The sequence below is a fragment of the Ectopseudomonas toyotomiensis genome, from assembly GCF_017167985.1.
Lineage (GTDB): Bacteria > Pseudomonadota > Gammaproteobacteria > Pseudomonadales > Pseudomonadaceae > Aquipseudomonas > Aquipseudomonas toyotomiensis.
Genome location: NZ_CP070505.1, coordinates 3,137,775 through 3,157,834 on the forward strand (window position 1 = coordinate 3,137,775; position 20,060 = coordinate 3,157,834).

The window sequence follows — 20,060 nt, forward strand, 5'->3', positions numbered from 1 at the left end:
TGCACCGAGGTGGGGCTGGCCTGCAAGCGAATGGTGCAAGACTTTAAGGACTCGCGGTGCGCATAGCGCACCCTACGGGATCGTGGCGCCAGTGGCGTAGCCCGGATGAAATCCGGGGCGGTCATACGCTCGTCGCGGCGTTACGGCACCAGGTAATTCTTCACCCCGGTGAAGATGATCTGCGCGGCCAGGGCGCAGACGAACAGGCCCATCAAACGGCTGACGATCTGCAGCCCCTGGTCGCCGAGCAGGCGTTCGAACTGATTGGACAGGTACAGCACCACGCCCACGGTGAGGCTGGCGAGGAAGATCGCCGCCACCGCCACCAGCTTGTCGTCCCAGTGCGGCTGGCTGGCGCCCATCAGCAGCAGGGCGCCGATGGTGCCGGGGCCGACGGTGATGGGGATGGTCAGCGGCACGATGGTCACGTCCTGTTGCACGTTATCGCTCTGCACCGCCGACTTGCCCTGGGCCATGCCTAGGGCGGAGATGAACAGCACCGAGCCTGCACCGATTCGGAAGGCGTCGATGGTGATACCGAACAGGGTGAAGATGTGCTTGCCGAATAGGTACAGCAGCACGCTGGCGATCAGCGTGGCCAGCGCCACCTTCCAGGCGAGGCGCTTGCGCTCCTTGAGGGTGTAGCCACGACTGAGGCCGATGAAGCAGGAGAGGACGAAGAAGGGGCTGTAGAGCACCAGCATCTTCAGGTACAGGCTGAACAACTCGGACGCCATGGCGGCAGGCTCGCAGAAAGGCAGAGAAGGTAAATAAGACTATCAGTGTGGCAGCGCGTCACGCTGGCGGCGCAGCTCGCGCTCGGCGATCCAGTGTTCGATCAGCTCGCGCAGCTGCGACAGCTCCACCGGCTTGGACATGTGACCGTCCATGCCGACAGCGCGCGCGCGTTCCTTGTGTTCGCTCAAGATATGCGCGGTCAGCGCCACCACTGGCGTGCGCGGACGCTTCTCGCTCTTTTCCCAGGCACGTAGCTGTTCGGTAGCAGAGAAACCATCGAGCACCGGCATCTCGCAGTCCATCAGCACCAGATCGTAGGGCTGCGCCTTCATCGCGCTGAGGGCTTCCTCGCCGTTGCTGGCGGTGTCCGGCTTGAGGTTGAGCTTGCCGAGCATGCCGCGAATCACCTTGGTGGAGATGCTGTTGTCTTCGGCCACCAGAATGCGGAAGTCGGTCGGCACGTTCAGCGGCGTGCTCACCGGTGTCGGCGCGGCCTGTGCGGGCGTGTCGTTGGGGCGCTGGGCCAGTTCGTCGGCCAGGGTGGTCTTGAGCGTGTAGCCTGCCACCGGCTTGGCCAGGATGCGCTTGATCCCGGCGTTGCGTGCGATCACCTTGCTCGGCGCGTTGCTGATGCCGGTGAGCATGATGATCAGAATGTCGTGATTGAGGCTCGGGTCTTCTTTGATCTTGGCGGCCAGCTGCATGCCGGTCATGCCGGGCATGTCCTGGTCGAGCAGCACCGCGTCGAAGTATTCGCGCATGTGTGCCTTGGTACGCAGCAGGGCCAGGGCCTCCTTGCCGGAGGGCACGGCGCTGACCTGCATGCCCCAGGCATTGCACTGCTGCATCAGTACCTTGCGGCAGGTGTCGTTGTCGTCCACCACCAGCAGGCGTGCACCCTGTAGCGGACTGTCCAGGTCGGTTTCCGGCTGTTCCAGGCGGGCGGCGTCCAGCGGCAGGGTCAGCCACAGGGTGGTGCCCTGGTTGCCGCTGCCCTGGATGCCGAACTCGCCGCCCATCAGGCGTACCAGTTGGCGCGCGATGATCAGGCCGAGACGCCCGCCCAGGCGGGTGGCAGATAGGAAGTCGCGGCTCTGCAGTTCGGCGTTGAGCAGGGCGTCGCGCTCCTCCGGCAGCAGCGGTCGGCCGCTGTCCTGCACGGCGATGCGCAGGCGGTGCTGGCCGTCGCTGCTGTCGAGTGCGGCGACCAGCAGGATCTCGCCCTCGTCGGTCTGCTTGAAGGCATTGTCCAGCAGGCTGAGTAGGGCCTGGCGCAGGCGCGTCGGATCGCCGCTGATCACCCGGGGTACCTGCGGCTGGATGAAGCTGATCAGCTCCACGCGCTGTTGTTCGGCCTTGGCGCGGAAGATGTCAAGGCAGTCCTCGATCAGCGCGCCGAGATCGAATTGCACGTCGTCCAGCTCGATCTGCCCGGATTCGAGCTTGGAAATGTCGAGGATTTCGTTGATCAGGGTGAGCAGCTCGTTGCCCGAACTGTGGATGGTCTGCACGTAGTCACGCTGCTTGGCCGACAGTGGCGTGCCCAGCAGCAACTCGGTCATGCCCAGCACGCCATTCATCGGCGTGCGGATCTCGTGGCTGATCTTGGCCAGGAACTCGGCCTTGGCCTTCAGCTCGGCGCTGCTGGCGGCCAGGGCGGTGCTTTCCTGCAGGGTGTCGCGCTGGATCTGCCGCTGCCGCTCGGTCAGCGACACGCTGAGAATCAGGCCGGCCAGGGTGGCAACGCTGAACACGCCCAGCACCAGCCAGCCCGGATTGAGCTGATCGAAGCCGAGCAGCACCGGCACGAAGAAGCCGAAGCCCAGGTTGAAAACCAGCATGCCGATGGTGATCAGGCGTGCCGGCTGATAACCGGCGCGCCAGTGCCGGCTGCTCACCAGCAGCAGATTGATTGCACTCAGGGCCACCAGCAGGTAGACCAGCGAGCTGAACCAGAACAATCCGGTGACGGCAATACACAGGGCGTAGGCCAGGATCAGCAAGGCATTGCCCTGCAGCAGGCGGTTGAGCGGGCTGCGCTGCACGGGGGTGCCGTGCATGAAACTCAGGCCGAAGGCCAAGGCGCTGAAGGCGGCGAACAGTGCGGAGAGGTCGGCGATCAATGACTGGTTGTAGCCCAGGCTGGGTAGCCACTGGGCGAAAATGCCGAGGTTGGCCGACGAGCACACGGCCAGGCCGATGTTCACCCCGGCCAGCCACAGGCCGCTGGCGCTGCGGCTGTAGATGAAGCGGATGAGGTTGTACAGGGTCAGCAGCAGCAGAGCACCGAACAGCATGCCGTAGAGGTAGGCGGGTTTTTCCAGGCTGACCAGTTCGGCCTGATCCATCACCTTGAACCAGGTCATCAGCGGGTGGTTGGAGGTCAGGCGGACATAGGCGACGCGGGCCTGACCGTCATTGGGCAGCGGCATCAGGTAGAAGCGCGACGGCAGCGGTCGCGAATCCAGCGGCATGGCCTCGCCGGTGTGCAGGTTCTGCTCCAGCTGGCCATCTCTCAGCAGGTAGTAATCGAGGTACTGCACCCGCGGCGAGAATATCCACAGCCAGGCGGGCTGCTGCTGCGGTGCGAATTCGGCACGGAGCCAGACGGCGTGGTCACTGGGCGGGAAGGTAAAGGATTGTTTGCTGAGGGGCTTGAATTGCTGGCGCTGGGCGCGGACTTCTTCGAGGCCCAGGCGGGCGCTGGCGTCGACCATATAGGACCAGCTGTGCGCGCTTGGCGGGACCGAGTTCGCACTGGCTGTCAGCGCAAGGCTGAGAAACAGCATGCTGGCGAGTAGTCCGATGGCAATCCTGAGCCGGCGCACGGGCAAAATCCTTCTAAATGAGTGGCCGGATTATAGCCAAGCATCTGCTCGCGGGAACATGGTGCAGCCAGGCATTTTTAAGGCTTTCTGCTGGTAAAAGCCGCCTTTTACCGGGCTGCACCCTGTTTATCAGTCCTCGCCGCGCTCGCGGGCGATGGCCCGATAGCCGATGTCGTTACGGTGGAACATGCCGTTCCAGCGAATCTTCTCGGCCAGGCGGTAGGCCTGCTGCTGGGCATCGGCAACGCTGGCGCCGATGGCGGTGGCGCAGAGTACGCGACCACCAGCGGTGACGATCTGGCCGTCCTTCAGTGCGGTACCGGCGTGGAACACCTTGCCGTCGAGCTTGGCGGCTTCATCCAGACCTTCGATGACATCGCCCTTGGCGTAGTCACCCGGGTAGCCACCGGCGGCCAGCACCACGCCGACGGTCGGACGCGGGTCCCAGGTCGCCTCGACCTTGTCCAGCGCCTTGGCCAGGGCAGCCTCGACCAGCAGCACCAGGGAGCTTTCCAGACGGCACATGATCGGCTGAGTTTCCGGGTCGCCGAAGCGGCAGTTGAATTCGATAACCTTGGGCTTGCCCGCCTTGTCGATCATCAGGCCGGCATAGAGGAAGCCGGTGTAGACGTTGCCTTCGCTGGCCATGCCGCGCACGGTGGGGTAGATCACCTCGTCCATCACGCGCTTGTGTACTTCGGCGGTGACTACCGGGGCTGGCGAGTAAGCGCCCATGCCGCCGGTATTTGGGCCGCTGTCGCCGTCGCCGACGCGCTTGTGGTCCTGGCTGGTGGCCATCGGCAGCACGTTCTCGCCGTCGACCATGACGATAAAGCTGGCTTCTTCGCCGTCGAGGAACTCTTCGATCACCACGCGCGAACCGGCGTCACCGAAGGCGTTACCAGCGAGCATGTCGCGCACCGCGTCTTCGGCCTCCTGCAGGGTCATGGCGACGATCACGCCCTTGCCTGCGGCCAGGCCGTCGGCCTTGATCACGATCGGGGCGCCTTTCTCGCGCAGGTAGGCCAGGGCTGGCTCGATCTCGGTGAAGTTCTGGTAGTCGGCAGTCGGGATCTTGTGACGCGCCAGGAAATCCTTGGTGAAGGCCTTGGAGCCTTCCAGCTGGGCGGCGGCGGCGGTGGGGCCGAAGATGTCCAGTTTGCGGCTGCGGAACAGATCGACCACGCCTTTGACCAGCGGCGCTTCCGGGCCGACGATGGTCAGTTGCACGTTCTTCTCAGCGAAGTCGGCGAGCTGCTCGATGGCCAGCACGTCGATGGCGACATTCTCACACTTGGCTTCCACCGCAGTGCCGGCGTTGCCCGGGGCGACGAAGACCTTCTCGACGCGTTTGTCCTGCGCCACTTTCCAGGCCAGGGCGTGTTCGCGGCCGCCGCTGCCGATGATCAGTACGTTCATGTCTGTCTCCTTGTGGAGGTGGGCCGTTGGCCCGGTTGGTGGATAAGAAAAGCGTTATCCACCCTACGAATTTCGAGGTCGCGATGAAGCGGGTAGATGCTAGGCGCCCCAGGTTTCGACAAGCGCAGTTGCCGACTGGCAATGAGCATTGGCGGAACCTGGGGCAACAACGCAGATGCCGGCTTCAGTGCGGCCGATTTTAGTGCCTGAAGTGGCGCATGCCGGTAAACACCATGGCAATGCCGGCTTCGTCGGCCGCGGCGATCACCTCGTTGTCACGCATCGAACCACCCGGCTGGATCACCGCAGTGATACCGGCCTTGGCGGCATTGTCGATGCCGTCGCGGAACGGGAAGAAGGCGTCCGAAGCCATGACGGCGCCTGGTACGGGCAGGCCAGCGTGCTCGGCCTTGATCGCGGCGATACGGGCGGAGTTGACGCGGCTCATCTGGCCGGCACCGACACCCACGGTCTGACGGTTCTTGGCGTAGACGATGGCGTTGGATTTGACGAACTTGGCCACTTTCCAGGCGAAGATCAGGTCGTGGATTTCCTGCTCGCTCGGCGCACGTTGGGTGACGATCTTCAGGTCGGAAGCTGCGATCATGCCGATGTCGCGGCTCTGCACCAGCAGACCACCATTGACGCGTTTGAAGTCCCAACCCGCAGCACGCTCGGCCGGCCACTCGCCGCATTCGAGCAGGCGCACGTTGGCCTTGGCGGCCACCACTTCACGGGCGGCGGCGCTGATTTTCGGGGCGATGATCACTTCGACGAACTGACGCTCGACGATGGCCTTGGCGGTTTCGCCATCCAGCTCGCGGTTGAAGGCGATGATGCCGCCGAACGCCGACTCGGTGTCGGTGGCGTAGGCCAGGTCGTAGGCCTTGCGGATGCCGCCTTCGTCTTCCGGTACCACGGCCACGCCGCAGGGGTTGGCGTGTTTGACGATGACGCAGGCCGGCTTGACGAAGCTCTTCACGCATTCCAGCGCGGCGTCGGTGTCGGCCACGTTGTTGAACGACAGTTCCTTGCCTTGCAGCTGCACGGCGGTGGAAACGCTGGCTTCGCCTTTCTTCGCTTCGACGTAGAAGGCTGCGCTCTGGTGCGGGTTCTCGCCGTAGCGCATTTCCTGCGCCTTGACGAACTGGCTGTTGAAGGTGCGCGGGAAGGCGCCACGGCCTTCGGTGGACAGGGTGCCCGCTGCCTGGTCGATGGTGCCCAGGTAGTTGGCGATCATGCCGTCGTAGGCAGCGGTATGTTCGAAGGCCTTCAGCGCCAGGTCGAAACGCTGGGCGTAGCTCAGGCCGCCGGCCTTGAGGGAGGCGACGATGCCGGCGTAGTCGCCGGTATTGACCACGATGGCGACGTCCTTGTGGTTCTTCGCCGCGCTGCGGACCATGGTCGGGCCGCCGATGTCGATGTTCTCGATGGCATCGGCCAGGTCGCAATCAGGCTTGGCCACGGTGGCTTCGAAGGGATAGAGGTTGACCGCGACCAGGTCGATCGGCTTGATGCCGTGCTCGTCCATTACCGCGCCGTCCAGCGCACGACGGCCGAGAATGCCGCCGTGGATCTTCGGGTGCAGGGTCTTCACGCGGCCGTCCATCATTTCCGGGAAGCCGGTGTAGTCAGCCACTTCCACTGCGGCTACGCCGTTGTCCTTGAGCAGCTTGTAGGTACCGCCGGTGGAGAGAATCTCGACACCGAGGGCGGCCAGTTCGCGAGCGAATTCGAGGACACCGGTCTTGTCGGAAACGCTGATCAGCGCGCGGCGGACGGGCAGAAGGGTGGTCTGGTCGGTCATTTCACTATCCATCAGAGCGGGGATATCAGCAAAAAAGGCGGCTCATGCGGGCCGCCCTTTTCGGGAGTTCAGGGTTACAGCAGGTCGTACTGCTTGAGCTTCTTGCGCAGCGTACCGCGGTTCAGGCCGAGCAGTTCGGAGGCCTTGGTCTGGTTACCTTTCACGTAATTCATGACGGTTTCCAGCAGCGGCGCTTCGACTTCGGTGAGCACCAGGTTGTACACGTCGGTGACGTCCGCGCCCTCGAGATGGGCGAAGTAATTGTGCAGCGCCTTCTCCACGGCGCCGCGCAGGGTCTGGCCCTCTTCGCTCGGCGTGTTCAGGTGCTGTTTAAGGCTGGTGTTGTCACTCACGGGTGCAATTCCACTCACTAGGGTCTCTGTCATCAACGTCATGCGGCCACCTCGTTTCCATCGTTGTGCCGTTCGCGGAAGAACGCGCGAACGTGGGCGCACTGTGCGTCCGTACTGTCCAGACGGTTGAACTGGGCGCGAAACTCCCTGGCGCCCGGCAGGGTTGCCAGATACCAGCCGACATGCTTGCGGGCGATACGCGTGCCCATCAATTCGCCATAGAAGGCGTGCAGTGCAGCCAGGTGCTCTAGCAGAATGCGTTCCACTTCGAGCAGGCTCGGTGCCGGCAGGGTTTCGCCGGTACGCAGGTAGTGCTCGATTTCACGGAAGATCCATGGCCGCCCTTGGGCGGCGCGACCAATCAGCAGGGCGTCGGCGCCAGTGGCGTCGAGCACGGCCTTGGCCTTCTGTGGAGAGTCGATGTCGCCATTGGCGAACACCGGAATCGATATCGCCTGCTTGATGGCGGCGATGGTGTCGTACTCGGCTTCGCCGGTATAAAGGTCGGCGCGGGTGCGGCCGTGTACGGACAGTGCAGCAATGCCGGCATCTTCGGCGATTTTCGCCACGGTAATGCCGTTCTTGTTCTGGCGGTCCCAGCCGGTACGAATCTTCAGGGTCACCGGCACGTCCACCGCACCGACCACGGCAGCGAGGATTTCCCGTACCAGCGGCTCGTCACGCAGCAGGGCGGAGCCGGCGGCCTTGTTGCAGACCTTCTTGGCTGGGCAGCCCATGTTGATGTCGATGATCTGCGCGCCTAACTCGACGTTCTTGCGTGCTGCGTCGGCCATCATCTGCGGGTCGCCACCGGCGATCTGTACCGAGCGCGGCTCGGGATCACCGGCGTGCAGCAAACGCAGGCTGGACTTGCGGCTATTCCACAGGCGCACATCGCTGGTGACCATCTCCGACACCACCAGGCCGGCACCGAGACGGCGGCACAGCTGGCGGAACGGGCGATCGGTGACGCCGGCCATGGGAGCCAGGATCAACCGATTGGGCAATGTGTAAGGGCCAATACGTGGGGCCGACATGGGGCGTCCCTGCTTGTTGGTGCGCAGTTGAGACAAAGGGCGATCAACACCTGCCCTCCACTGTGTCCTCAGGGGAAACTGCGGTGGGTCGGTGCTCGCGAAAGGGTGGGCATGATACCCGCTCTGGATGACCGGATAAAGGTCGTTTTGAACAAATTCTGAACAGCTATGGGCTTATCGCCAGGAGTTAGAAGGAAGGCCTGCGACCACGGGTCGCGCCGTCTTCAGACTACTCGGGTGAGTGGAAGCTCAGGCTGTAGTTCACCGCGCGGGTGCCCGGATCAAGGATGTCCAGGGAGATGTGGATGGGCGTCTGCGGTGGCATCTCGCTCTGTCCGGCCAGCTCGCCGGCCAGGTACTCGCTGGGTTTGAAGCGACGACTGGCGACCAGTTGTCCGCCCAGGTCGGCGAAGCGCATCTCCAGCAGCGGGAAGGGCTGGGCGAAGGAGGCACGGTTGTAGAGGATGGCGTCGACTATCAGTGCGCCGGAGAACTCCGGGTGGCTACGTACCACCAGGTTGCTGCTGCGAATCTGGCTGATGTCGACTTTCGAGGGCAGGGCGCAGCCGATGTTCGGGCACAGTTGTTCGAACCAGGGGCGATAGCGGTCCTGGCGTGCCAGCTCATCGAAGTTGTAGGCAACGTATTGTGCCAGCAGGCCGCCAGCTGCCAGCAGATTGAGCAAGCCCCAGCCAAACAGGCGGCCCCATGATGTGCCCTGTGGCTGGCGCCAGTCGAGTTGCAGGGGTTCGTCGTCCAGTTCGAACAGACGTTCCTCGCGCAGCCCCGGCTCGTTGCGCACCATCTTGGGTTCTTCAGGTGCCGTGCGCAGGTCTTCGTCCTGGTGCTCCGGTTCGGTCTGCTCGTCATCGAGATCACCCAGGCGCGGCTCAACGGCTTCGTCGATGTCATCGGCGATGGGCTGCTGCTTGCGGGGCGCGGCGGGAGGGACGAACTCAATGGCTGCTTTGGGTTCAGGCGCAGTGATCGGTTCAGGCTGCTCGTCAGTCGGTTGCAGTTCGAAGCTGTCGCGCTCGCGCTGCACCGGCTCGTCACGCAGCAGGGCCTCGGCCCAGGCTTCGTCATGCACTTCGTCGGGTTCGTCCGTCGCGCGGTTGCCGAAATTCTCGGCGTAGCGCGGCGCCTGTTCCAGTGCGAGGAACTGCTGAGACAGCTGCTGTTCCTGCTCCTCCAGTCTGGCCAGTTCCTCATCGAGGTTGAGGCTGTCCAGGTCGAGGTCGTCATGAATCCACAGGGTATCGTCGGCGGGCTTGCTCGCTGGCGGCTTGGTGCGTGTGTCGGGCTGGGCTGTGGTCGGAGCGCTCACCGTTTTGGCTGCCGCTGGCGCAGGTGCGGCGGCACGCGGGCCGAACAGTTGTTCGGCAGCATTGAACACGTGCAGGCAGGCACCGCAGCGTACTGCGCCATGGGCAGCAGCCAGCTGCGCCTGGCTGACGCGGAAGCTGGTACGGCAATTGGGGCACTGGGTGACGTGGCTTTCGCTCATGCGCGGGTCCGGAAAATCCAAGCAGCTAGTCTAACGCAACGACTGCGCGCGGTTCAGCGCTTGACGCCGCTGATGCGCACCCAGCCGTCCTTGACGGCCGTTGGGTCGAGGTCGAAGGCGCTTGCGTAGGCGGCGCGGACTTCCTCGGCCTGTTCGGCGAGGATACCCGACAGCGCCAGGCGCCCACCGCCTTTGACCAGCGCAGTGATCTGAGGTGCCAGGGAAACCAGCGGGCCGGCGAGGATGTTGGCGACGACCACGTCGGCAGGCTGCTGTGGCAGATCGGCAGGCAGATACACCGGGAAGCGCGCTGGATCGATGCCGTTGCGCGAAGCATTGTCGCGCGAGGCTTCCAGCGCCTGCGGGTCGATATCGGTGCCCGCTGCCTGCGGCGCGCCGAGCAACAGGGCGGCGATCGCCAGGATGCCCGAGCCGCAACCGAAGTCGAGCACGCTGCAGTTGTCCAGACTCTGGCTATCGAGCCATTCCAGGCACAGTGCGGTGGTCGGATGCGTGCCGGTGCCGAAGGCCAGGCCCGGATCGAGCAGCAGATTGACCGCGTCCGGCTGCGGCGCGGCATGCCAGCTTGGCACGATCCATAGGCGCTGACCGAAACGCATGGGCTGGAAACCATCCATCCAGCTGCGTTCCCAGTCCTGATCCTCGATGCGCTCGACATGATGCTCCGGCAGCGCGCCGCCACACAGCAGTTGCACGTGGGCGAGCAGTGCGGTCTCGTCGGTGTCGGCCTCGAACAGGGCCAGCAGGTGGGTGTTCGACCACAGCGGGGTGGTGCCCAGATCCGGCTCGAAGATCGGCTGATCTTCGGCGTCCATGAAGGTTACCGATACGGCGCCGACTTCCAGCAGGGCATCCTCGTAGGTTTCTGCCTGCTCAGGAGTGATGGCGAGACGGACTTGTAACCAGGGCATGGAAAACCTCATGAAGGGCGCGCGTTTGGCCGCGCAGCTTACTTGAAGGGGCGGGCGGCTTGCCAGTTCGGCCGCTGAAACGACAGGGGCCGCCCGAAGGCAGCCCCTGTTGAGCATTTCAGTCATGACCTCGCGAGCTAGAGCGGAACAAGGCAAAAGTGACTGAGGAAGCGGAGTTTACTGTTGTAAATGAGCATTCCTCGGTCACTTTTAACGCAGGGCCGCCGACGCGCAGCAGGTCATGGACTCAGTGCTTGTCCATACCCAGTTTCTTTTCCAGGTAATGGATGTTCACGCCACCTTTGACGAAACCCTTGTCGCGGGTCAGGTCGCGGTGCAGTGGCACGTTGGTCTTGATGCCGTCGACCACGATCTCGTCCAGGGCATTGCGCATACGGGCCATGGCCTCGTCACGGTCCTTGCCGAAGGTGATCAGCTTGCCGATCAGCGAGTCGTAGTGCGGTGGAACGCTGTAGCCGCTGTACAGGTGCGAATCGACGCGCACGCCATTGCCGCCCGGAGCATGGAAATGCTTGACCTTGCCGGGGCTGGGCATGAAGTTGTCCGGGTCTTCGGCGTTGATCCGGCACTCGACCGAGTGACCGAGGATCTTCACGTCTTCCTGCTTGATCGACAGCTTGTTGCCAGCAGCGATGCTGAGCATCTCCTTGACGATGTCGATACCCGTGACCATCTCGGTGACCGGGTGCTCTACCTGAACACGGGTGTTCATCTCGATGAAGTAGAAACGACCGTCTTCATAGAGGAACTCGAAGGTGCCGGCGCCACGGTAGCCGATCTCGATGCAGGCATCGACGCAGCGCTTGAGCACTTCGGCGCGGGCCTTCTCGTCGATCAGCGGAGCCGGAGCCTCTTCGATCACTTTCTGGTGACGGCGCTGCAGCGAGCAGTCACGGTCGTACAGGTGAATCGCGTTGCCCTGGCCGTCGGACAGCACCTGGACTTCGACGTGGCGCGGGTTGCCGAGGAACTTTTCCAGATAGACCATCGGGTTGCCGAACGCAGCACCGGCTTCGGTGCGGGTCAGCTTGGCCGATTTGATCAGGTCTTCTTCCTTGTGCACCACGCGCATGCCGCGACCACCGCCGCCGCCAGCGGCCTTGATGATCACCGGGTAGCCCACTTCACGGGCAATGCGCAGGGCTTCTTCCTCGTCTTCCGGCAGCGGGCCGTCGGAGCCGGGAACCACCGGTACGCCGGTTTTGATCATGGCTTCCTTGGCCGATACCTTGTCGCCCATCAGGCGGATCACGCTCGCGGTCGGGCCAATGAAGGCAAAACCGGAGTTTTCCACCTGTTCGGCGAAGTCGGCGTTCTCGGCGAGGAAGCCGTAGCCCGGGTGAATGCCCGTGGCGCCGGTCAGTTCAGCTGCGCTGATGATCGCCGGGATGTTCAGGTAGGACTGCGCGCCGGCTGCCGGACCAATGCAGACGGACTCGTCGGCCAGGCCCAGGTGCATCAGTTCGCGGTCGGCGGTGGAGTGCACGGCCACCGTCTTGATACCCAGCTCCTTGCAGGCACGCAGGATACGCAGGGCGATCTCGCCACGGTTGGCGATAAGGACTTTTTCCAGCTTCTGCATTGCAGGCTCCCCGGGCATCAAACGATGGTGAACAGGGGCTGGTCGTACTCAACCGGCTGGCCGTTTTCCACCAGGATGGACTCGATCACGCCGCTGGCTTCGGCTTCGATGTGGTTCATCATCTTCATCGCTTCGACGATGCACAGGATGTCGCCCTTTTTCACGGTCTGACCGACTTCGACGAAGTTGCCCGAGGTCGGCGAAGCGGCGCGGTAGAAGGTACCGACCATCGGCGAGCGAGCGACAGTGCCGTTCAGTTTCGCGGCGGCGGCCGGGGCGGCTTCAGCGCCCGGAGCAGCTGCAGCAACAGGCGCGGCGACCGGAGCCGGTGCAGGCGCGTACATCGGCTGCGGGGCATAGGCCGGTTGCTTGCTGTGACGGCTGATGCGTACGGACTCTTCGCCCTCTTTGATCTCCAGCTCGTCGATACCGGACTCTTCCAGCAGCTCGATCAGTTTCTTGACTTTACGGATATCCATGAATGGTCAACTCCCAGAGGTGAGGTAGGACTTGTCTACCAGGCTACGCGTCAGGCGCGCCCGGTCAGTTGTTCGAGTGCCGCTTCCAGGGCCAGCCGATAACCGCTGGCGCCAAGGCCGCAGATCACCCCTACTGCAACGTCGGAAAAATAGGAGTGATGGCGGAAAGGTTCACGCTTGTGCACGTTGGACAGGTGCACTTCGATGAATGGGATGCTCACCGCCAGCAATGCGTCACGTAATGCGACGCTTGTATGGGTAAAAGCGGCAGGATTGATCAGGATAAAGTCGACACCTTCACCCTTTGCGGCGTGAATGCGGTCGATCAGTTCGTACTCGGCATTGCTCTGCAGGTACAGCAAATGGTGGCCCGCCTCGCGTGCGCGCTGCTCCAGATCCTGATTGATCTCGGCGAGGGTGGTGGCGCCATATTTATCGGGCTCGCGGGTGCCCAGCAGATTCAGATTGGGGCCGTGCAGCACCAGTAGGGTGGCCATGGTCGCGTTCCTTGTTGTTCAGGCTGCGCAGGACTATGCCGCAGCTGCGCGATGTCAGCAATAGTCGACACGATGCCTGCTGTTTGCGGCAGAAATATGACTATAGCGTTGGTTTCGGTCGTTGCCAGGGCATTTGCAAAGAACGGGCGATGATCGCGTTGCCAGCGTTCAACGACCTGCCTGGCGGCTGCTGGCCTGATCCAGGCGCCCTGCGAAAGTGGCGGCATTGACCTCACCTACGACACGCAGATCGAGCAATTCGTCACCATTGCCGGCGAACAACTGGATGGCAGGTGGGCCGAACAACTTGTAACGGTCCAGCAGGGCGCGCTGGGCGGCGTTGCTTTCGGTGATATCGAAGCGGATCAGGCGCCAGCCGGCCAGTTTGCTGCCCACTTCGGCATTGCCGAACACCTCGCGCTCGATGACCTTGCAACTGATGCACCAGTCGGCGTACCAGTCCAGCAGCAACGGCTGGCCGTCGGCTTTGGCCTCGGCCAGTGCGGCGTCCAGTTCGGCGGGGCTGCTCAGGGTTTGCCAGGCACCGCTCTTGGCGCTGCTCTGGCTGGTACCGGCCTGCAACTGGCCGAGCGGCTTGAGCGGATCGCTCGCACCCTGCAGGGCGCCGACCCAGGCGGCCAGGGCATAGACCAGCAACGCCAGACCGGCGATCTGGCCGAGCTTCTGTCGATGCGTCTTGGGGCCGAACTCCAGCGCACCGAGGAATACTGCCACACCACCTGCCAGCAGGCCCCACAGGGCCAGGCTGAGACTGCCCGGCAGCACGCGCTCGAGCAGCCAGACCGAAACGGCCAGCAGCAGCACGCCGAAGGCATTGCGTACGCTGACCATCCAGGTACCGGTTTTCGGCAGCAGCGCACCACCGCCAACTGCGAACAGCACCAGCGGCGTACCCATACCGAGGCCGAGCGCGAGCAGCTTCAGGCCACCGCCCAAGGCATCGCCACTGGCACTGATATAAAGCAGTGCACCGGCCAGCGGCGCCGAGACGCAGGGGCTGACCAGCAGGCTGGACAGCACGCCGAGCAGGGCTGCATTAAGATGCGAGCCGCCATGGGTTTTGCCTGCCAGGCGATCCAGCGGTTCACTGATGAAACGAGGCAGGCGCAGCTCGAACAGGCCGAACATGGCCAGCGCGAAGAAGGCGAAGAAGGCGGCGAAAGGCACCAATACCCAAGCCGATTGCAGGCGAGCCTGCAGATTGAGGCCCGCGCCGAACAGCCCCATCAGCGTACCGAGAATGGCGAAGCAGGCGGCCATCGGCAGGACATAAGCCAGTGACAGCGTCAGGCTGCGCAGGCCACCCAACTGGCCGCGCAGTACTACGCCGGAGAGGATCGGCAGCATCGGCAGCACGCAGGGGGTGAAGGTCAACGCCAGACCGCCGAGGAAGAACAGCGCCAGCTCTTTCCAGTTCCAGCCTGTCGCGACAGGCGCCACATCATTGCTGGTGGCGGCAGGCATATCACCGATCTCGATATATTCGGTTTCCGGCGGATAGCACAGGCCCTTGTCGGCGCAGCCCTGATAGCCGACCTGCAGGCGCAGCGGGCGGTTATCCGGATTGTCCAGTGGCACGCGGATATCCAGCACGCCGTAGTACACCTCGACATCGCCGAAGAATTCATCGTGCTTGGCCTCGCCTGCTGGCAATTGGGCGTCGCCGAGCACCAGGTCCGCCGGTTCGACGCTGAAATTGAAACGATGGCGATAGAGGTAATAACCCTCGGCCGCGACGAAGCGCAGCGTCACTGCCTGTGCATCGCTGCTCACCAGGCTCAGCTTGAAGGCTTCACGCACCGGCAGAAAATCGCTGCTGTTGTTCAGGGGGGCGCCAATCGGCGAGGCAGCAGGGCGCTGGTCGAACAGGTTGGCGCTGGCGGGCAGGCTCAGGCAGAGCAGAAGCAGGGGAAGCAGCAGTCGACGCAGTGACATCGGGCGAATATCTCGGCGAAAGGTGGCGGCATGATACCGGAAAGCGCCCACCCGTATCGTCGTCGCCGCGCCGGAGCGTCGATTGTCGGGGATGAGCGGAACCTTGGAGAAGGCCGGCCTTGTCGAGTTCCCGTGCAGATCAAGCCTGCGCTGCCGTGTCGCAGGCGCTTAGACGCGAAACGCCTGTACGGCGCTGTGCAACTGGCCACCCAGGTGCAGCAGGCGTTCACTCTCGCTGCGTCCGTTGGCGATCAGGCCGAGGTTGTCGTCGCCCAGTTGGTGGATGCGTTCGCCGTGTTCGCGAATCTCGCTGACCGCATCGCTCTGCTGCGCGGTGGCCTCGGCGATGCGCTCGGCCATGCTGGCGATGGTACGGATGGCGTTGACGATCTCGTCCAGCGCACCATCGGCCGCTTCGGCCTTGCCCGCGGTAGCTTCGGCATGTTCGACCTGCGCCCGCATGGCCTGTACCGACTGGTGCGCAGCCTGTTGCAGGCGGCCGATGACATCCTGGATCTCTGCCGTGGCGCTGCCGGTGCGCTGCGATAATGAGCGCACTTCGTCGGCGACCACGGCGAAACCGCGGCCGGCCTCGCCGGCGCGTGCGGCCTCGATGGCGGCGTTGAGGGCGAGCAGGTTGGTCTGTTCGGCGATGCCGCGAATCACCGTAAGCACGCTGCCGATGGTGGCGGTCTCGTCGGCCAGGCGTTCGATGGCCTGGGCGTTGTCCTGCACCTCGGAGACCAGGGCGTGCAGCCCTTCCAGACTCTGGCCGATGACCTGCTGGCCCTGGATCAGGGCGCGGTCGGCGTCGCGGCTGGCGTCGGCGGTCTGGCTGGCGTCCTGGGCGACCTGGCCGATGGTCGCTTCCAGCTCGCTCAACGCGTCGCGGATCAGGGCGGTATCGCCGGCCTGGCGTTCGGCTCCGCCGTGCAGGCCGCCACTGAGGTCGGCCAGGGTACGGCTGGAGCCGGCGACATGCTCGGCGTGGCCGCGGATGCTGGCGACCAGCTCCACCAGATAGCGGCGCAGGTGATTGAGCGAATCTTCGATATCGCGCAGCTCGCGGGTGCGGGAATTGATGCTGATCGGCGTCGCGAAATCACCTTTGGCCCACTGCGACAGCGCCGGTACCAGGCGCTCGAGTACCTGTGACAGGCGCCGCTGGATGCGGTCGATGAGCAGGGCGATCAGCAGGATCAGGCCGATCATCAGGCCTTGAATCAGCCGGACCTCACCCTGAATGCGCGCGTATTCGCCTTTTACCAGGGGCTCCAGCGCCGCCAGTGCCTGTTGTACCTGCGTCACGCGTTCGGTGGTGGTCACGGCCAGTTGCTGACGTTGCTCGACCAGCTCGCGGGTGCGCTGCAGTTCGCTGGGGTAGCGGCGTACCAGGGTGCCCAGTTCGCGTTTCAGTTCGATGCCACGATCCTGCGTCTGTTGCTCCTGCTGTGTTTCATCCAGGCCTAGCAGTGCAGCGAAACCGACGCTGGCTGAGCTGTCGGCCTGCTGCACGCCGAGTAGCGGCAACTTATCCAGCGCCTCTGTCTGCTGAGCAAGAGCCTTGAGTTCGCGTTCGACGTCGCCGAGTAGCTCACTACGACCCTGGTTGGTGAAGCGTTCGCGGGCGTGGGCCAGCCTCAGCAGGCGCGAACCGGCTTCCTGCAGCGGTTTGCGGTAGTCACCAGCGGCGGGGCTGCTGGCATCTGCGACGTACTGGGTCAGTTGTTCCAGCGCGGCGAGCATCTCGCGTTCGGCCTGCAACAGCAGCCCCTGCGGATCACCGGCCAGTTTGCCGGCCGCTAGCAGCTGATTGGCGCTGAAGTCGCGCAGTTGCTCAAGGCTTGAGCGCAGCTCGGTGGTCAATTGTTGCGGCAGTTGTTCGAGGGATTCGTCGAAGGCGTCGATGGCCTGGGTCGCACTGCTGTGTTGCACCGCGTTGCCACTGGCCAGATAGGCCTGAATGTTGTCGGCCACCTCGCGCTGGAACTGCTGGGACAGCGTCAGGTAGCGCTCCATCAGTTGCACCGGTTGCTGCAACGCGCGCTGCGACCACCAGAGCGTCGCCGCCAGCGCGACGCAGACGGTGACCAGCAGCAGAGTATTGAGATTGGTGAGTAGCTTGAGGCGCATGACGGGCTCGATCGACGACTGAACGATGCCCGCGAGCTTATTGCGGTTTGGTTACATCCTGATGACGGTGTGAGCTGGGTCACGCTTTGCGGGCGCCCCAGTACCTATTGAGCTGACTGAGAGGCTGTCAGCCAACTGTTTACCTGGCGTATGTCGGTATCGCTGAGCCGCCCACTCCAGCGATACAGGACTAACAAACTGGTGATGTAGTTGTATTGCGATTGCAGCAGATCTCGTTTGGCGCGGAACTCCATTTCGATGCTATTTAGGACATCTACGGCGTTCATGACTCCGTAGCTAAAGGCCTGTTCGGTCGCAGTCCGTGAGCGCTCGGCGGATGCCAGGGCGAGTTGCAAGGCTGTCACGCGATTCAGGCTGGCCTCGAGGTTGAGGTAGGCCGTGCGCGTCTCCCGCACTACCTGCCGGCGCAGGGCTTGGTGTTCGTACTGAGTCGCATCGAGTTCCGCATGCAGTGAGGCAACCCTGGCCTGGGTCGAGCCACCACTGTAAAGGGGAATCTGCACGCCCAAGGAGGCAACGTAGGTATCCGAGCGGGGCGTTGCAGTTCCTTCGTAGCCGATATCGCTGCGCTGGGCGCTGAGGTCCAATGCCAGGGTTGGCAGGTGTTCGGCCTTCGCTTCGCCTAGGGCGGCTTGCGCGGCGTCCAGTGCCTGGCCCCTGGCCAGCAGGGCCGGGTTGCTGCGCAAGGCGGTCTCGACCCAGAACTCCCGGCTCTGTTGCGGTGGGAGGAAGTTCGGTTGCGCAGCGAGCCGTTTCAGGGGTTGCTCCAGCGAGCGTCCGATCAGTTCGGCAATGGCTTCCCGGTCGATTTCAATCTGGTTGGCCGCTTCGATGGCCTGTGCTTTCAGTAGGTCCACGCGGGCCTGAAGCTCGAGCACATCCGTGATTCTGGCCATCTTCTTCGCAAACAGTGCTTCAGTCCGTACGTGGTTGCGCGCCGTTGCGTCCAGTTCCGCTTGAACCAGGCGTAACTCGTCCTCGGCCGCCAGTGCCGCAAAATAGCGCTCGGCGAGGTCAATACTCGCCTGTACGCGAGCCTCCTCGTATTCAAACGTGCTCTGTCTGGTGAGGGCCGAGAACTTCTGGTAGCTGCGCCACGCCTGAGGTGCGTAGAGCAGCTGGCTCAGTCCGAGCGAGTAGGCCTGGCCGTTGTAGCGGCTGCGGGCGAGGTCGTCCTCGCGCTGGCTACGATTGACGCTGGCGTTGCCGCCGAGTTGCGGCAACAGGCGGCCCAGGGCTTCGCGTTGGCGCCCTTCACTGCTTTTTTCCAGCGCCCCAGCCCTGAGTATCCTGGGGTCCGCGTTACGGGTTTCGATATACAGGTCCCATAGGTCGACGGGCGTGCTGGTGGCCATGGCAATGCTCGCGTGCGTTAGAACACAGAGCCCAAGGGCCGATAGCTTGAATATTGAAGTGCGCACGCTTCAGTCCTCGATCAGTGAGCGGGCCAGTGCATCGCCGGCAGGCTGCATCAGGTAGTTGAGTAGCGTGCGTTCGCCTGTGTTGATCAGCACTTCCGCCGGCATGCCTGGCAGCAGGGTCAGCCCCCCGAGGGTGGCCCGGCCCTCTTCGGTCAGCTCGAGACGACCGAGGTAGTAAGGCATACCTGTGTCCGTATCAATCAAGCGATCGGCAGAGATATGCGTCAGCAGTCCTTCGATTACCGGGGTGGTGCTGCTCTTGAAGGCGCTGAAGCGAATGTCGGCATGGCGGCCTATGGCTACCCGGTCGATGTCAGTTGGCGCTATGCGTGCCTCGACGACGAGCTCCGCTTCGGCAGGCACTATATCCAGCAATGGCGTGCCGGCGCCGATCACTCCGCCAACCGTGTGCACGCTAAGGCCTATCACCATCCCAGACTCCGGCGCCACGATCCGCGTCCTTTCGAGCCGGCTCTGGATGGCCGCGAGGCGCTCGCGCAGATCCCTCACGCGGGTGTGGGTGTCGCCGAGCTGGCTGGCCACTTCGCTGGCAAAGGCCTTGTTCAGTTGCAGGATCTGCAGGCCCGTCTCGCTTATGCGCAAGCGTGCCTGGGCCATTGCCGAGCGATGCTCGGCAATTTCACTGCGCAGGCGGGTCAAGCTGCGCTCCTGATCACGCAGGCGCTGGATGTCGATGAAGCCTTCGGCGAGCAGCGCGCGCAGATCGGCAATCTCCTCGGCATAGGAACGGGCCAGTTCCTGCTTGCTGGACACCATGGTTTGGAGGCCTTCGATCTGCGCCTCAAGCTGCACCGTGGTTTTTTCCAGAATGCTTACTTCCCCGGACAAGCTGCTGCGCCTGGTCTGGAAAATCTGCTCCTCGTTGGCCATCGCTTCCCGGATGCGTGGATCGCCAAGGGCGAAGTCCGGCACCGGCAAGGCGCCGTCGTGAGCCTTCTGCTCGGCCTGCAACCGGGATTTCTGGGCCAATAGCGCGATCAACTGGCTGCGCACCATCTCGAACTCTGCACGGAGCTGGCTGTCGTCGAGTTCCAGAAGAACGTCGCCGGCCTCGACCGGGTCGCCATCGCGCACATGCAAGGCGTGGACGATGCCGCCCTCCAGGTGCTGCACGGTCTTGCGATAGCTCTTGACCGTCACTACCCCGGGGGCCAATGCGGCGCCATCCAGAGGTGCCAGAGTGGCCCAGCCGCCGAACAGGCCAAAGGTTACGAAGAGAATGCCATAGCCCAGGCGCCGGATTGGCTTGTCGTCTATTGGCAGAGGAGTGAGGGCGTGGCTTGGGGTCATGGGGCTATTCATGTTGGC

General features: G+C 63.6%; 15 protein-coding genes. All 15 read right to left on the reverse strand.

Going from position 1 to position 20,060, the window contains the following annotated elements; genetic code table 11:
- Positions 1-140: 140 nt before the first annotated feature.
- Positions 141-737, reverse strand: a complete 597-nt coding sequence (locus JWV26_RS14430) for a MarC family protein (RefSeq protein ID WP_072423203.1) — start codon at positions 735-737, stop codon at positions 141-143.
- Between the two features lie 42 nt (positions 738-779).
- The gene (locus JWV26_RS14435; protein WP_072423202.1) at positions 780-3,566 is read right to left on the reverse strand and encodes a hybrid sensor histidine kinase/response regulator; all 2,787 of its coding nucleotides are present in this window, start codon (positions 3,564-3,566) and stop codon (positions 780-782) included.
- A 129-nt stretch (positions 3,567-3,695) separates the two neighbouring features.
- Positions 3,696-4,985, reverse strand: a complete 1,290-nt coding sequence (purD, locus tag JWV26_RS14440; protein WP_072423201.1) for a phosphoribosylamine--glycine ligase — start codon at positions 4,983-4,985, stop codon at positions 3,696-3,698.
- A gap of 199 nt (positions 4,986-5,184) precedes the next feature.
- Complete coding sequence (purH, locus tag JWV26_RS14445) at positions 5,185-6,792, reverse strand: bifunctional phosphoribosylaminoimidazolecarboxamide formyltransferase/IMP cyclohydrolase (protein WP_072423200.1); 1,608 nt, start codon at positions 6,790-6,792, stop codon at positions 5,185-5,187.
- Positions 6,793-6,866: 74 nt separating this feature from the next.
- Positions 6,867-7,187, reverse strand: a complete 321-nt coding sequence (fis, locus tag JWV26_RS14450) for a DNA-binding transcriptional regulator Fis (RefSeq protein ID WP_026088753.1) — start codon at positions 7,185-7,187, stop codon at positions 6,867-6,869.
- The gene (gene dusB / locus JWV26_RS14455; RefSeq protein WP_072423199.1) at positions 7,184-8,182 is read right to left on the reverse strand and encodes a tRNA dihydrouridine synthase DusB; all 999 of its coding nucleotides are present in this window, start codon (positions 8,180-8,182) and stop codon (positions 7,184-7,186) included. The genes fis and dusB overlap by 4 nt, the downstream gene beginning before the upstream one ends.
- Positions 8,183-8,411: 229 nt before the next feature.
- Positions 8,412-9,689 carry a DUF3426 domain-containing protein gene (locus JWV26_RS14460; protein ID WP_206417157.1) on the reverse strand — a complete coding sequence of 426 codons (1,278 nt, stop codon included), beginning with the start codon at positions 9,687-9,689 and terminating at the stop codon, positions 8,412-8,414.
- Between the two features lie 53 nt (positions 9,690-9,742).
- Positions 9,743-10,621, reverse strand: coding sequence for a 50S ribosomal protein L11 methyltransferase (prmA, locus tag JWV26_RS14465; RefSeq protein WP_206417158.1), 879 nt, complete (start codon positions 10,619-10,621; stop codon positions 9,743-9,745).
- 247 nt (positions 10,622-10,868) lie between these two features.
- Positions 10,869-12,224 (reverse strand): acetyl-CoA carboxylase biotin carboxylase subunit, encoded by a 1,356-nt coding sequence (gene accC / locus JWV26_RS14470; protein ID WP_079784658.1) that lies wholly within the window; start codon positions 12,222-12,224, stop codon positions 10,869-10,871.
- 17 nt (positions 12,225-12,241) lie between these two features.
- Positions 12,242-12,703, reverse strand: coding sequence for an acetyl-CoA carboxylase biotin carboxyl carrier protein (gene accB / locus JWV26_RS14475; protein ID WP_017678759.1), 462 nt, complete (start codon positions 12,701-12,703; stop codon positions 12,242-12,244).
- A gap of 50 nt (positions 12,704-12,753) precedes the next feature.
- A complete protein-coding gene (gene aroQ / locus JWV26_RS14480; RefSeq protein WP_024306841.1) occupies positions 12,754-13,200 on the reverse strand; it encodes a type II 3-dehydroquinate dehydratase in 447 nt (148 codons plus the stop codon).
- Positions 13,201-13,368: 168 nt separating this feature from the next.
- Positions 13,369-15,156 carry a protein-disulfide reductase DsbD gene (dsbD, locus tag JWV26_RS14485; protein WP_206417159.1) on the reverse strand — a complete coding sequence of 596 codons (1,788 nt, stop codon included), beginning with the start codon at positions 15,154-15,156 and terminating at the stop codon, positions 13,369-13,371.
- 168 nt (positions 15,157-15,324) lie between these two features.
- Positions 15,325-17,289 carry a methyl-accepting chemotaxis protein gene (locus JWV26_RS14490; RefSeq protein WP_206417160.1) on the reverse strand — a complete coding sequence of 655 codons (1,965 nt, stop codon included), beginning with the start codon at positions 17,287-17,289 and terminating at the stop codon, positions 15,325-15,327.
- Positions 17,290-17,393: 104 nt separating this feature from the next.
- Entirely contained in the window at positions 17,394-18,665 is a 1,272-nt protein-coding gene (locus JWV26_RS14495) for a TolC family outer membrane protein (protein ID WP_206417161.1), read from the reverse strand.
- A gap of 69 nt (positions 18,666-18,734) precedes the next feature.
- On the reverse strand, positions 18,735-20,042 hold the full coding sequence (locus JWV26_RS14500; protein WP_206417162.1) for an HlyD family type I secretion periplasmic adaptor subunit: 1,308 nt from the start codon (positions 20,040-20,042) through the stop codon (positions 18,735-18,737).
- Between the last annotated feature and the right edge of the window lie 18 nt (positions 20,043-20,060).

Bases quoted from the DNA above. Each gene is read 5' to 3' on its own strand.
- JWV26_RS14430 (WP_072423203.1), bottom strand. From the start codon at position 737: ATGGCGTCCGAGTTGTTCAGCCTGTACCTGAAGATGCTGGTGCTCTAC.
- purD (WP_072423201.1), bottom strand. From the start codon at position 4,985: ATGAACGTACTGATCATCGGCAGCGGCGGCCGCGAACACGCCCTGGCC.
- purH (WP_072423200.1), bottom strand. From the start codon at position 6,792: ATGACCGACCAGACCACCCTTCTGCCCGTCCGCCGCGCGCTGATCAGC.
- fis (WP_026088753.1), bottom strand. From the start codon at position 7,187: ATGACGTTGATGACAGAGACCCTAGTGAGTGGAATTGCACCCGTGAGT.
- dusB (WP_072423199.1), bottom strand. From the start codon at position 8,182: ATGTCGGCCCCACGTATTGGCCCTTACACATTGCCCAATCGGTTGATC.
- JWV26_RS14460 (WP_206417157.1), bottom strand. From the start codon at position 9,689: ATGAGCGAAAGCCACGTCACCCAGTGCCCCAATTGCCGTACCAGCTTC.
- prmA (WP_206417158.1), bottom strand. From the start codon at position 10,621: ATGCCCTGGTTACAAGTCCGTCTCGCCATCACTCCTGAGCAGGCAGAA.
- accC (WP_079784658.1), bottom strand. From the start codon at position 12,224: ATGCAGAAGCTGGAAAAAGTCCTTATCGCCAACCGTGGCGAGATCGCC.
- accB (WP_017678759.1), bottom strand. From the start codon at position 12,703: ATGGATATCCGTAAAGTCAAGAAACTGATCGAGCTGCTGGAAGAGTCC.
- aroQ (WP_024306841.1), bottom strand. From the start codon at position 13,200: ATGGCCACCCTACTGGTGCTGCACGGCCCCAATCTGAATCTGCTGGGC.
- dsbD (WP_206417159.1), bottom strand. From the start codon at position 15,156: ATGTCACTGCGTCGACTGCTGCTTCCCCTGCTTCTGCTCTGCCTGAGC.
- JWV26_RS14490 (WP_206417160.1), bottom strand. From the start codon at position 17,289: ATGCGCCTCAAGCTACTCACCAATCTCAATACTCTGCTGCTGGTCACC.
- JWV26_RS14495 (WP_206417161.1), bottom strand. From the start codon at position 18,665: ATGGCCACCAGCACGCCCGTCGACCTATGGGACCTGTATATCGAAACC.
- JWV26_RS14500 (WP_206417162.1), bottom strand. From the start codon at position 20,042: ATGACCCCAAGCCACGCCCTCACTCCTCTGCCAATAGACGACAAGCCA.